At 63.9% G+C, this 12,691-nt stretch carries 12 protein-coding genes and 2 riboswitches; of the genes, 8 read left to right on the forward strand and 4 right to left on the reverse strand.

Annotated elements, in window-relative coordinates:
* The first annotated feature begins 24 nt into the window (after nucleotides 1–24).
* Nucleotides 25–579: a biotin transporter BioY gene (locus ACZ7GB_RS00315; RefSeq protein WP_472157125.1), complete on the forward strand. Its 555-nt coding sequence runs from the start codon at nucleotides 25–27 to the stop codon at nucleotides 577–579.
* A 2-nt stretch (nucleotides 580–581) separates the two neighbouring features.
* A complete protein-coding gene (gene bioB, locus ACZ7GB_RS00320; protein WP_472157127.1) occupies nucleotides 582–1,568 on the forward strand; it encodes a biotin synthase BioB in 987 nt (328 codons plus the stop codon).
* A gap of 74 nt (nucleotides 1,569–1,642) precedes the next feature.
* Here the strand turns inward: bioB and ppsA are convergent, their stop codons facing one another.
* Complete coding sequence (gene ppsA, locus ACZ7GB_RS00325; protein ID WP_472157129.1) at nucleotides 1,643–4,024, reverse strand: phosphoenolpyruvate synthase; 2,382 nt, start codon at nucleotides 4,022–4,024, stop codon at nucleotides 1,643–1,645.
* A 128-nt stretch (nucleotides 4,025–4,152) separates the two neighbouring features.
* A riboswitch (cobalamin riboswitch) is annotated at nucleotides 4,153–4,355 on the forward strand.
* Between the two features lie 125 nt (nucleotides 4,356–4,480).
* Between ppsA and ACZ7GB_RS00330 the strand changes: the two genes are divergently transcribed.
* The 6 genes from ACZ7GB_RS00330 to nrdF all read left to right on the forward strand — a co-directional run bounded on the left by ACZ7GB_RS00330 (nucleotide 4,481) and on the right by nrdF (nucleotide 10,131).
* Nucleotides 4,481–4,786: a hypothetical protein gene (locus tag ACZ7GB_RS00330; RefSeq protein WP_078570446.1), complete on the forward strand. Its 306-nt coding sequence runs from the start codon at nucleotides 4,481–4,483 to the stop codon at nucleotides 4,784–4,786.
* 129 nt (nucleotides 4,787–4,915) lie between these two features.
* Nucleotides 4,916–5,965 (forward strand): homocysteine S-methyltransferase family protein, encoded by a 1,050-nt coding sequence (locus ACZ7GB_RS00335; protein ID WP_472157131.1) that lies wholly within the window; start codon nucleotides 4,916–4,918, stop codon nucleotides 5,963–5,965.
* 77 nt (nucleotides 5,966–6,042) lie between these two features.
* Nucleotides 6,043–6,237, forward strand: a riboswitch (cobalamin riboswitch).
* A gap of 95 nt (nucleotides 6,238–6,332) precedes the next feature.
* Complete coding sequence (gene nrdH / locus ACZ7GB_RS00340; protein ID WP_472157133.1) at nucleotides 6,333–6,554, forward strand: glutaredoxin-like protein NrdH; 222 nt, start codon at nucleotides 6,333–6,335, stop codon at nucleotides 6,552–6,554.
* A gap of 15 nt (nucleotides 6,555–6,569) precedes the next feature.
* Complete coding sequence (nrdI, locus tag ACZ7GB_RS00345; RefSeq protein WP_472157134.1) at nucleotides 6,570–6,992, forward strand: class Ib ribonucleoside-diphosphate reductase assembly flavoprotein NrdI; 423 nt, start codon at nucleotides 6,570–6,572, stop codon at nucleotides 6,990–6,992.
* Nucleotides 6,974–9,133: a class 1b ribonucleoside-diphosphate reductase subunit alpha gene (gene nrdE / locus ACZ7GB_RS00350; RefSeq protein WP_472157136.1), complete on the forward strand. Its 2,160-nt coding sequence runs from the start codon at nucleotides 6,974–6,976 to the stop codon at nucleotides 9,131–9,133. Before nrdI ends, nrdE begins: the two co-directional genes overlap by 19 nt.
* An 8-nt stretch (nucleotides 9,134–9,141) precedes the next feature.
* Nucleotides 9,142–10,131: a class 1b ribonucleoside-diphosphate reductase subunit beta gene (nrdF, locus tag ACZ7GB_RS00355; RefSeq protein WP_472157138.1), complete on the forward strand. Its 990-nt coding sequence runs from the start codon at nucleotides 9,142–9,144 to the stop codon at nucleotides 10,129–10,131.
* Between the two features lie 22 nt (nucleotides 10,132–10,153).
* Here the strand turns inward: nrdF and ACZ7GB_RS00360 are convergent, their stop codons facing one another.
* The 3 genes from ACZ7GB_RS00360 to ACZ7GB_RS00370 all read right to left on the reverse strand — a co-directional run bounded on the left by ACZ7GB_RS00360 (nucleotide 10,154) and on the right by ACZ7GB_RS00370 (nucleotide 12,460).
* The gene (locus ACZ7GB_RS00360; RefSeq protein ID WP_078603635.1) at nucleotides 10,154–10,939 is read right to left on the reverse strand and encodes an amino acid ABC transporter ATP-binding protein; all 786 of its coding nucleotides are present in this window, start codon (nucleotides 10,937–10,939) and stop codon (nucleotides 10,154–10,156) included.
* Nucleotides 10,936–11,616, reverse strand: coding sequence for an amino acid ABC transporter permease (locus tag ACZ7GB_RS00365; RefSeq protein WP_075774679.1), 681 nt, complete (start codon nucleotides 11,614–11,616; stop codon nucleotides 10,936–10,938). The genes ACZ7GB_RS00360 and ACZ7GB_RS00365 overlap by 4 nt, the downstream gene beginning before the upstream one ends.
* Nucleotides 11,617–11,689: 73 nt before the next feature.
* The gene (locus ACZ7GB_RS00370; RefSeq protein ID WP_472157140.1) at nucleotides 11,690–12,460 is read right to left on the reverse strand and encodes an amino acid ABC transporter substrate-binding protein; all 771 of its coding nucleotides are present in this window, start codon (nucleotides 12,458–12,460) and stop codon (nucleotides 11,690–11,692) included.
* Nucleotides 12,461–12,691 lie beyond the last annotated feature (231 nt).

The following is a 12,691-nucleotide window of genomic DNA, read 5'->3' on the forward strand; positions in this document are numbered from 1 at the left end:
AACTATCGACTGAGGACAGGTTCAATGACGGTTTTCGACACTTCCCAGAAACTCACTCACACTCTCTGGCGCGGCCTTGGCCTCGCGCTTTGCGGCGCTGCCCTGATCACACTCGGCGCGAAGCTTCAGGTGCCTTTCTGGCCCGTGCCGATGACTTTGCACACGCTTGCGGTCTTCTTCATCGCAGCGAGCGTCGGCCCCAGAATGGCGGCTGCAGCAATGGCCACCTATCTCATGATGGGCGCTATGGGAGCGCCGGTCTTCTCGGGCACACCCGAGCGCGGCATCGGGCTGGCCTACATGATGGGACCGACCGGGGGCTACCTGCTGGGCTTTCTGCTCGCGGCGCCCCTGATCAGCATGCTCGCACATGGTCGCGGCTGGCTCGGCAAGGCGCTGGCGATGCTCGCCGGGCTGATCGTGGTCTATGCCGCGGGCCTCGCCTGGCTCGCCAATTTCGTGCCCGCGTCGAAACTTCTCGCAACCGGCGTCGCACCTTTCGTTCCCGGGGATCTGGTCAAGATCGCAATCGCCAGCGGTCTCGCGACGGGCCTCACCCGCCTGAAGGAGCGCGCGTAATCATGGCGGGAGGCATCAGAAACGACTGGAGCATGGCGCAGGCGAAAGCGATCCACGACCTGCCCTTCCCCGAGCTTCTTCACCGGGCGCAAACGGTTCACCGCACCCATTTCGACCCGAGCGCGCTCGAGACGGCGAGCTTGCTGTCGATCAAGACCGGCGGCTGCCCGGAAGATTGCGGATACTGCTCGCAATCCGCGCATTACGAGACCGGCGTGAAAGCCACCAAGCTGATGAAGACAGACGAGGTTCTGAGCGCGGCACGACGCGCGAAGGCCTCAGGCGCGCAACGGTTCTGCATGGGCGCGGCGTGGCGCAGCCCGAAGGATCGCGACATGGATGCGCTGTGCGATATGGTGCGCGGCGTCTCCGAGCTGGGGCTGGAGACCTGCATGACGCTGGGCATGCTCTCGCCGCAGCAGGTCGAGAAGCTGAAGGCGGCGGGGCTGGATTTCTACAACCACAACATCGACACGTCGCCGGACTATTACCGGGAGATCGCGACGACCCGCACCATGGAGGATCGGCTCAATACGGTCGAAAACGTGCGCAAAGGCGGCATTCGGGTCTGTTGCGGCGGGATCCTGGGCATGGGCGAGGCCGAGGAGGATCGGATCGCCATGCTGGTGACGCTCGCCACCCTGCCCGCGCACCCGGACAGCGTGCCGATCAACCTCTGGAACGAGATCGACGGCGTGCCGGTGCAAAAGAATGCCGAGCCGGTCGACCCTTTCGCGCTGGTTCGGATCGTCGCGCTTGCACGGATTCTGATGCCCGCGTCGGTGGTGCGGCTCTCGGCAGGCCGCACCGGGATGAGCGACGCGTGGCAGGCGCTGTGCTTCCTCGCGGGCGCGAACTCGATTTTCGTGGGAGATCAGCTTCTGACCACGGATAACCCCGCAGCCTGGAAAGATCAGGATCTGTTGGCGCGGCTGGGCATGCATGTGGCCCCCGCGAAGCCGCGTGTCGAGCCGGCACCCGTGGCTTGAGCGCGCGACCGTCTCGGGCAACTTGCCCGAGACGGTTAACGGACGCGTCCCGCGGGCTCACGCTCAGATCAGCGCTAACCTTCCGCCTCCGCGACGTGACCTTTGACCTTCAGGAAACTGTCCGGCGTCACCGAGATCGAGTCGATCCCGAACTCCACCAACCTGCGGGCGAATTCCGGGTAGTTCGACGGCGCCTGACCGCAGAGCCCGACCTTCGCGCCGACACCATGCGCTCTTTCGATGACGCTCCGGATCATCCACTGAACCGCGGCATGCCGTTCGTCGAAGAGCGGCGCGAGCCGGTCGCTGTCGCGGTCGATGCCCAAGGTCAGCTGCGTCAGATCGTTCGACCCGATGGAGAAACCGTCGAAGCGCTTGGCGAACTCCTCGGCGAGGATGACGTTCGAGGGCACTTCGCACATCACGTAGATCTGCAGCCCGTTGGCGCCGCGCACCAGCCCTTCCTCGGCCATCACCGCCAAGACGCGGTCGGCCTCTTCGGGCGTGCGGCAGAACGGCACCATCACCAGCACATTGTCGAACCCGGCCTCTTCGCGCAGTCGCCGGATCGCCCGGCATTCGAGCCGGAACCCCTCGACATAGGCGGGATCGTAATAGCGCGAGGCGCCGCGCCAGCCGATCATTGGGTTGGATTCCACCGGCTCGAATTGCCGCCCGCCGAGGAGATCGGCATATTCGTTCGTCTTGAAATCGCTCAGCCGCAGGATCATCGGGTTCGGATAGGCCACGGCGGCGATCCGGGAGAGCCCCAGCGCCAATTGATCGACGAAATACTCGGCCTTGTCCTCGTATCCCCTTGTGAGCGTTTCGATTTCCTCCCGCACCTCCGCCTCCCGGATGTCGGAGAAATGCAGCAGCGCCATCGGATGGACCCGGATCGTGTTCGAGATCACGAATTCCATCCGCGCCAGACCGACACCGTCGATCGGCAACCGCCACCAGCGCGCCGCGATGGCCGGGTTGGCGAGATTGAGCATGACCTTGGTCTTGGTTTCCGGCACCGCGTCGAGGTTCAGATCTTCGACCGTGAACTCGGCAAATCCGTCATAGACCCGGCCCTCGTCGCCTTCTGCGCAGCAGACAGTCACCTCTTGCTCGTCATGCAGCACATGGGTCGCATCGCCACAGCCGACGATGGCGGGCACGCCCAATTCGCGGCTGACGATGGCGGCGTGGCTGGTTCTGCCCCCGTGATCGGTAATGATGGCCGAGGCCCGTTTCATCACGGGCACCCAGTCGGGGTCCGTTGTCGAGGTGACGAGGACCGAGCCGTCCACGAAATCGTCGATATCCTTGACGTCTTCGATCAGGCAGACCCGCCCGGTCGCGACCTGCTCGCCCACCGACAGCCCGCTGACGACGACCGGACCGTGCGCGCCGATGGTGTAGCGCCGCAAGGACCCCGCAGAGACCCGCGACTGCACCGTTTCAGGGCGCGCCTGAACGATGAACAGCTTACCGGTGACGCCATCCTTGGCCCATTCCATATCCATCGGCTGGCCGTAATGCGCTTCGATGGTGGCCGCTTGTTGCGCGAGGTCGAGAACCTCGTCATCCGACAGGACGAACTTCCCGCGCTCGGCTTTCGATGTCGGCACGTTGCGCACCGGGTTCGGGGCGTCCGGCCCGGCATAGATCATCTTGATCTCTTTCGCCCCGAGCTTCTTCTCGATGATCGGCTTGATCCCAGCCCTCCCGAGGAACGGCTTGTAGACCTGAAACTCGTCCGGCGTCACCGCGCCCTGCACGACATTTTCGCCCAAGCCCCAGGCCGCGCTGATCAGCACGACCTTGTCGAAGCCGGTTTCCGTGTCGATCGAGAACATCACCCCCGACCCACCGATATCGGAGCGCACCATCTGCTGGACGCCCACGGAAAGCGCGACATCGAGGTGATTGAACCCTCTGAGCTTGCGATAGGTGATCGCCCGGTCGGTGAAGAGCGAGGCATAGCACTTGCGACACGCGGTCAGAAGCTCTTCTTCGCCCGCCACGTTGAGATAGGTCTCCTGCTGACCGGCAAAGCTGGCATCGGGGAGGTCTTCGGCCGTGGCGCTCGAGCGCACGGCGACGGAGACCTCAGGCACCCCTGCCCGCTTCGACAGATCGCGGTAAGCCTCCCGGATCGCGGCTTCGGTCGAGGCTGGCCAATCTCCGGCCACGATCGTGTCGCGAATGCTCTGACCCGCAACGTGAAGGCTGATCTTGTCGGCATCGTAATCGGCGAGATAGCTCGCGATGGCCTCGGTCAGATTGTTTTCCTCGAGAAACATCCGATAGGCGTCGGAGGTGGTGGCGAAGCCCGGCGGGACCTGAATTCCCTTGGCGCCAAGTTCCTGCACCATCTCGCCAAGCGAAGAGTTCTTGCCGCCCACAAGCGCGACATCCTCGCGGCGTAAGCTATCGAAAGGAATGACTTCTTTCTTCGTGGCCATGAGCTCGCCTCCCCTGTTTGCACCTGCCGGCACTTTATCGCAGAGGCGCATTTTGACCTTGATCTTTGTCAACGCGGGCCCGCTTGTCCCACATCCCCCAATCTGTTCTGGACAGCACCGAATTTTCCTGCGATCAAATCCGGGATGGTGTCCGGCCCCAAAGGGTCGGCTGAAAAGGGAACACGGTGCGGGCGATGCCCAACTCCGTGACTGCCCCCGCAACTGTAAGCGGCGAGCGCCACCGGAAACGCCACTGACCTGCAAAGGTTGGGAAGGTCCGGTGAAGCTACGACCCGCGAGTCAGGAGACCTGCCATCTCGGATGCGCGCCTAGCGCATCTCGGTCACCTTAAACCCGGGCGGGGTGCCCTGGGACGGAGAGACGAGAGATGGACCAGATCGGACCTCGCATATCGCCGTGCCGCGACCACTCCCGCCCTTTTGCGCGGAGGGCGCGATGCTTTTGGAACGAACGCTTTCACTGCTACAACTCGATATAGGACCGATCTCGCCGCTGCGTGCGCGTGAGCTGGGCACGCTCGGCTACATGGAATGGCTCGGCGGGCTACCGGGCGACATGCCCTATGCGAAGGCGGCGATCATCGCCCATACGCAGGCCTATCCGTTCGGCGCAACCTCGCCTGCCGTCGCGGTGTTCTGCGAGTTGCTGCTGGACTCGCTGAGCCCGCAGCCTTTCGCCCTGCCGATCGAGCTGCCGCCCCCGCTCCGGCGCGGCGGCGCTCGCGCCCGACGCGGCCTCTGACCCGTTTTCGTCTTGCGGTCGCATGCTGCGGCCCGGCCGAGGACCATTGCAGCAGGAAACGGCACTCCGTTTCCTGTGAGGCTCGGCTTTTCCAAACGATGGTCATGGATGAACTGAGAGGATCTCTCCATGAATGATAACAATCTGACCCGTCTGCTCGACGCGCGCCCGGTAATCTGCGCCGAGGGCTTCCTGTTCGAACTGGAACGGCGCGGCTATCTGACCGCCGGGGAATTCGTGCCCGAGGTGGCGCTCGAATACCCGCAGGCGCTGCGCAATCTACATGTCGATTTCCAGCGCGCCGGCAGCGATATCGTCGAGGCCTTCACCTATAACGGCCACCGCGAGAAGATGCGCGTGATCGGCAAGGAAGACCTTCTGGAGCCGCTCAACCGCGCGGCGCTGAAGATCGCGCGCGAGGTCGCCAATGCGAAGACCGGCAACCTGATGGCGGGCAATATCTCGAACACGAATATCTGGGACCCGACCGATCCGGCACGGCAGGCCGAGGTGCGCGCGATGTTCGACGAGATGATCGGCTGGGCGGTCGAGGAAGGCGCTGACATTATCATCGGCGAGACCTTCTACTACGCGGGCGAGGCGCTGTGCGCGCTGGAGGCGGCGAAGGCGTCGGGGCTGCCGGTGGTACTAACGCTGGCGCCGATGGCGGGCAACGAGATGATGGACGGAGTCGGCATCGTCGAGACCTGCCAGCAGCTCGAACAGGTGGGCGCCGATGTCGTCGGGCTGAACTGCTTCCGCGGGCCGCAGACAATGATGCCGTGGCTGCGCAAGGTGCGCGCGGCGGTAAGCTGCCATGTCGGCGCCCTGCCCGTGCCCTACCGGACCACGAAGGCGGAGCCGACCTTCTTCAACCTCTCCGATCACAACGGCTGCACCTGCCCCTCGCCGCATGGCCGGACCTTCCCGACCGCGCTCGATCCGCTGGCCTGCAACCGCTACGAGATCGGCGCCTTCGCGCGTGAGGCGCAGGCGATCGGGGTGAATTACCTCGGCGTGTGCTGCGGGGCGAGCCCGATGCATATCCGCGAAATGGCCGAAGCCGTGGGCCGCGAGACCGAGGCCAGCCGCTTCTCGGAGCGGATGGAAAACCACTTCATGTATGGCCAGAGCGCCCGCCTTCCGGCGCATATCCGTGCGCTTGGCGACGGGGCCTGAGGCTTAACGCTGCCCTGTCGCGCGCGCATTTCGCGCGGCAGGGAAATCTATATATTGACAGCCGCCACCGCATTAACCCAATATGATGTTGCTTTGGTTCCTGCGAGTCACTCCGCAGGCGAAGAGGGAAGCCGGTGAAATTCCGGCGCTGCCCCCGCAACTGTAAGCGGCGAGCCTCAAGTCCGAATGTCACTGGTGCGATGCGCCGGGAAGACGGACCAAGAGGCGCTCGAGCCGCGAGCCAGGAGACCTGCCAGAGCAGATAGACGACGACCGCGGCGGAGGGCCCGGGCGCGTGGCAGTGCGCTGTTCCGCCCTGCCCACGAGCCTTGTCCCGCGCTGCCGACAGCAAACAAAGGGACAGAACATGACCATCACCGTCTATTCGAAACCGGCCTGCGTGCAATGCACCGCGACGACCCGAGCGCTCGATGCCAAGGGGATCTCCTATGACGTGATCGACCTCACCGAGGACGCCGCCGCGATGGAAATGGTGCAGGACCTCGGCTACCGGCAGGCGCCGGTCGTGATCGCGGGCGAGGATCACTGGGCGGGCTTCCGGCCCGACATGATCGGACAGCTCAGCTGAGCGCCGGCCCGGATCATGGGACAGGCACGGCTGATCTATTACTCCTCGGCATCGGGGAACACGCAGCGCTTCGTGGAGCGGCTGGGCCTGCCCGCGCAGCGCCTGCCCCTCTCGGCGGAAGCAGAGATGCCAAGCCCGCCCGGCCCCTACGTCCTGATCTGCCCGAGCTATGCCGACGGCAAGGGGCGCGGCGCGGTCGCGAAACCGGTCATCGCCTTTCTCAACGATCCCACCCGCCGCGCGGGCCTGCGCGGCGTCATCGCCAGCGGCAATCGCAACTTCGGCGCGCTCTTCGCCTGCGCGGGCGATCTGCTGGCGCGCAAATGCAATATCCCCGTGCTCTACCGGTTCGAGCTGGCAGGCACGGACAGTGACATCGCCCGCGTGCGCGCGGGTCTCGAAACCTTCTGGAGGCAGGAATGCTCGACAGCGACGTGACACCGAGCGGGGCTGCGGCCTCGGAATTCGCGGGGCTTGATCACCACGCGCTCAACGCGATGCTCAATCTCTATGACGCGGAAGGAAATATCCGCTTCGACGCCGACCGGATGGCGGCGCGGCAATATTTCCTGCGCCATGTGAACCAGAACACGGTGTTCTTCCATTCGCTGGATGAAAAGCTCGGCTATCTGGTGGAGGAAGGCTATTACGACGCCGCCGTGCTCGATCAGTATTCGCGCAACTTCCAGCGCGCGATTTGGGAGGCGGCCTTCGCGGCCAAGTTCCGCTTTCCGACCTTCCTCGGCGCGTTCAAATATTACACCTCTTACACACTGAAGACCCGTGACGGGCAGAGGTATCTCGAACGCTACGAGGACCGGGTAGTGATGGTCGCGCTGACGCTCGCGCGTGGCGACGAGGCGCTGGCGATGCGGCTGATGGAGGAGATGCTGGCGGGCCGTTTCCAGCCCGCGACGCCGACCTTCCTCAATGCGGGCAAAAAGGCGCGGGGAGAATTCGTGTCGTGTTTCCTGCTGCGACTGGAAGACAACATGGAAAGCATCGGGCGCGGCATCAACTCGGCGCTGCAACTGTCGAAACGCGGCGGCGGCGTGGCCCTGATGCTGACCAATATCCGCGAATATGGCGCGCCGATCAAAGGGATCGAGAACCAGTCCTCCGGCGTGATCCCGGTGATGAAGCTGCTCGAAGACAGTTTCAGCTACGCCAACCAGCTGGGCGCGCGTCAGGGCGCGGGCGCGGTCTATCTGCACGCCCATCACCCCGATATCCTGCGCTTCCTCGACACCAAGCGCGAGAATGCCGACGAGAAGATCCGGATCAAGACGCTGAGCCTCGGCGTGGTCATCCCCGATATCACCTTCGAGCTCGCGAAGAAAAACGAGGAGATGTATCTCTTCTCGCCCCATGACGTGGAGCGGGTCTATGGCTGCGCCTTCTCGGAGATTTCCGTGACCGAGAAATATCACGAGATGGTCGACGACGCGCGCATCCGCAAACGCAAGATCAACGCCCGCGCCTTCTTCCAGACACTGGCCGAGATCCAGTTCGAGAGCGGTTATCCCTACATCATGTTCGAGGACACGGTGAACCGCGCCAACCCGATCGCGGGGCGCATCACCATGTCGAACCTGTGTTCGGAGATTCTGCAGGTGGCCGAGCCTTCGGAATTCGATGAGGATCTGGGCTATGCGCAGATGGGCACCGATATCTCGTGCAATCTGGGCTCGCTCAACATCGCGAAGGTGATGGATGGCGGCGATCTCGGCGCGAGCGTCGGCGCCGCGATCCGGGCGCTCTCGGCGGTGTCGGAGATGAGCGCGATCAACGCGGTGCCTTCGATCCGCAGGGGCAATGAGGAAAGCCACGCTATCGGTCTGGGCCAGATGAACCTGCACGGCTTCCTCGCCCGCGAACGCATCCATTACGGCAGCCCCGAGGGGATCGAGTTCACCTCGGTCTATTTCGCCGCCGTGGCCTATCACGCGCTGGCGGAATCGAACCGGCTGGCGGTGGAGCACGGGCGCAGTTTCAAGGGGTTCGAGGCCTCTGCCTATGCCGATGGCAGCTTCTTCGAGACATACGTGACCCGCGACTGGCTGCCTGAGAGTGACACCGTCGTGGCCCTGTTCGACCGCTTCGGGATCACCCTGCCCTCGCGCGACGACTGGGCCGCCCTGCGCGAGCGCGTGATGGAAACCGGCCTGTGGAACCGCAACCTGCAGGCCGTGCCGCCCACCGGGTCGATCAGCTATATCAACAACGCCACCGCCTCAATCCACCCGATCACCGCGAAGATCGAGATCCGCAAGGAAGGCAAGATCGGCCGGGTCTATTACCCTGCGCCCTACATGACGAACGACAATCTGGAGTTCTACCGCGACGCCTATCAGATCGGTCCCGAGGCGATCATCGACACCTACGCGGCGGCGACCGAGCATGTCGATCAGGGCCTGTCGCTGACGCTGTTCTTCCCCGCCGAGGCCACGACCCGCGACATCAACCGCGCCCAGATCTACGCATGGCGGCGCGGCATCAAGACCATCTACTACATCCGCCTGCGCCAAGCGGCCCTTGAGGGGACCGAGGTGCAGGGCTGCGTATCCTGTTCCCTGTGAGGCCCGCCATGAAAGATCTGCACACGCCCCGCCCCGTTCCGCGCCCCGTTCCGCGTGCCGTCAACTGGAACCGCCTTCAGGACGACAAGGACCTCGAAGTCTGGAACCGGCTCACGTCGAATTTCTGGCTGCCCGAGAAGGTACCGCTGTCGAATGACATTCAAAGCTGGTCGCAGCTGACTGAGGATGAGCAGGCCCTGACGATCCGGGTCTTCACCGGGCTGACGCTGCTGGACACGATCCAGAACACGGTCGGCGCGCCCGCGCTGATGGCGGATGCCGCGACGCCTCACGAGGAAGCCGTGCTGTCCAACATCGCCTTCATGGAGGCGGTGCACGCGCGCAGCTATTCCTCGGTCTTCTCGACTTTGTGCAATACGGCCGAGGTCGACGAGGCCTTCCGCTGGTCGCAGGAGAACCCGCATCTGCAGGCGAAGTCGCGGCTGATCCTTGACGAATATGACGCGACCGCCAGCCTGCTCAAACGTAAGGTGGCGAGCGTCTTTCTGGAAAGCTTCCTGTTCTATTCGGGCTTCTACCTGCCGATGCACTGGTCGAGCCGCGCGCGCCTGACCAACACCGCCGACCTGATCCGCCTGATCATCCGCGACGAGGCGATCCACGGCTATTACATCGGCTACAAGTTCCAGCGCGCGCTGGAGCATGTGACCGAGGCCGAGCGTGCCGAGATCAAGGATTTCGCCTTCTCGCTGATGTTCGACCTCTATGACATCGAGGGCCGCTATACCGAGCAACTCTACGACGGTCTGGGCCTGACTGAGGATGTGAAGCATTTCCTGCATTACAACGCCAACAAGGCGCTGCAGAACCTCGGCTACGAGGCGCTGTTCCCCGACGAGGCCACCCGCGTGAACCCCGCGATCCTCGCCGCGCTTTCGCCCGGATCGGACGAGAACCACGATTTCTTCTCGGGCTCGGGATCGAGCTATGTGATCGGTAAGGCGGTCGCGACCGAGGACGAGGACTGGGCGTTCTGAAGCCCTGCCGGCGGACCGCGCCTCAGACGGGGCGCGGGTCGGTATCAGACGGCGCTGTCTCGCCGCCCGATTTCAGCGTGGCGATGAACCGCTTGGTGCGCTCGCGCTCGGGCGCATCGAAGACCTGCCGCGCCGGGCCGGTCTCGACCACACCGCCGCTTTCCAGCACCACCACGGTCTCGGCGATTTGCGAGGCCAGCCGCAGGTCGTGCGTCGCCATCACCATCGTTGTGCCCTCGCGGGCAAGCTGCGCCAGAACGTCCACGACTTCGGCGGCCAGTTCCGGATCGAGCGCCGAGGTCGGCTCGTCGCAGAGCAGCACCTTGGGCGACGGCGCCAGCGCGCGCGCAATCGCGATCCGCTGCTGCTGACCGCCCGAAAGCGTCGCGGGCCAGGCATCGGCCTTATGCGCCATGCCGACCTTCTCGAGCAGCGACATCGCCCGCTCGCGGGCTTTCGCGGCAGGCCAGTTTTGCACGGTCACAAGGCTTTCCATCACGTTCTCAATCGCCGTGCGATGCGGGAACAGCTGGAAATTCTGGAACACCATGCCGGTCTGTTGCCGGATGCTCTGGATCTGGGCGCGCGACAGCTTGCCGCCTTCGGTCAGCGTCACCGAGGCGTCGCCGATGGCGAGAGTTCCGCTCGTGGGCACCTCCAGCAGGTTGATCGTGCGCAAGAGCGTGCTCTTGCCGCCGCCCGAGGGGCCGATCAACGCGGTCACGGAGCCCTCTGGCAGAGACAGCGAAATCCCCGACAGGACCTCGTTCTCGCCGAACCGCTTGGTGATGTTGGACAGCTCGATCATGTGCGTTCCTCCAGAAAGCCGCCATATTGGCCGAGGCGCCGTTCGAGCCGCCCCTGCAGCGCCGACAGGACAGAGCAGAGCGCGAGATAGATCAGCGCCGCCTCGACATAGAGGACGAGAGGTTCATAGGTGGTCGCCACGATCCGTTGCGCCGCTTGAAACAGTTCCGGCACGGTGATCGCGGCGGCGAGCGACGTATCCTTCACCAGCGAGATGAAGCTGTTGGACAGAGGCGGCACCGCGACCCGCGAGGCCTGCGGCACGATGGTGCGGGTCATCGTCTGCCGCCAGTTCATGCCGATGGAATAGGACGCTTCCCACTGGCCTTTGGAGACCGAAGACAGCGCCGCGCGCAGGATCTCGGACGTGTAGGCGCCGACATTCAGCGTGAAGCCGATCAGCCCCGCCACGAAAGCATCGAGCGTGATCCCGAGGCTCGGCAGCCCGTAGAAGATCAGGAACAGCTGCACCAGAAGCGGCGTGCCCCGGATCACCCAGACATAGAACCGCACGATCCACACCAGCGGGCGCGGACCGAAGAGACGGATCACCGCGCAGAGCAGCCCGAGCGCAAGGCCCAGCGTGAAGGTGATAAGCGTCAGCGGGATCGTGAAGGTCACCGTCGCCTGCAAAAGCGGCACGAGCGACGACCACATCAGGGGCAACCAGTCAGCCATAGCGGATCCTTTCTGCAAGCCTCACGCGCGCCTCCGGGCCGAACCCCGAGGCGCGCGCGGCTCTACATGCGCCTTACTTCGAGACGTCCTCGCCGAAATATTCCTGCGAGATCTTCTGATACGTGCCGTCAGCCTTCATCTCGTCGAGCGCCTTGTTGATCGCAGCGAGCAGCTCGGGCTGCTCCTTGGCGATGATCACGCCGGAATAGTTCGCATCCGGCTGCGTCGCGGCCAGTTTCACCGGGGCATCCGGCTTGTGCTTCTTGAAATCGAGGAAGGACAGGCTGTCATTCACCGTCGCATCCGCGCGGTTCTGCAAGACGAGCGCGATCGACTGATCGAACCCGTTGGTTCCGATCAGCTCGGCGCCGTGATCGGAAGCGATCTTGCCGAAATTGCTCGACAGGGTCTGCGCCGCGGTCTTGCCTTTTAGATCGTCGAAGCTGGTGATGTCGGTCTCGCCTTCGCGCACGATCAGCGCCGCTTTCGACGCGATATAAGGCTGGGAGAAATCGTATTTCTTCTTGCGCGCATCGGTGATGCCTACCTCGTTGAGCACCGCGTCGTAGCGGTCGGCGTCGAGGCCAGCGATCAGACCGTCCCAGCGGCCTTCGAGGAACTTCACCTTCACGCCCAGCTTCTCACCGATGGCGCGGGCGATGGCGACGTCAAAGCCGGTCAGCTTGCCGGACTCGTCGTGAAAGGTGAAGGGCGGATAGGTTCCTTCGGTGCCGACGCGGAAGACGCCGTCTTTCTGGATGTCGGCAAGGCTCGCGGCCTGGGCTGCGGGAGCCACGATCCCAGCAAGGGCTGCGATGGCGATGAGGGTGCGAATGGGTTTCATGCGAGATACCTCCGATAGGTCGAAGACGCCGCCCTGTGGCGGGTCGGAATAACAGGCGCCTTACCTAGTAATGCGGCAAGGCGAAGTCGATGCGGCAGGCAAACATATGATAAAATTAGTCTTTTATTCCCTCTCGCATGGCGGGAGCGGAACGAAATCCAGCACCGTGTCGCGCGGTGGAAAGCCTGTTCCACGGCGTGCGGGCGCGGCGAAACACTGTCATCCGACATA

The sequence above is a fragment of the Thioclava sp. PTB-PU3-1 genome (genome assembly GCF_055666785.1).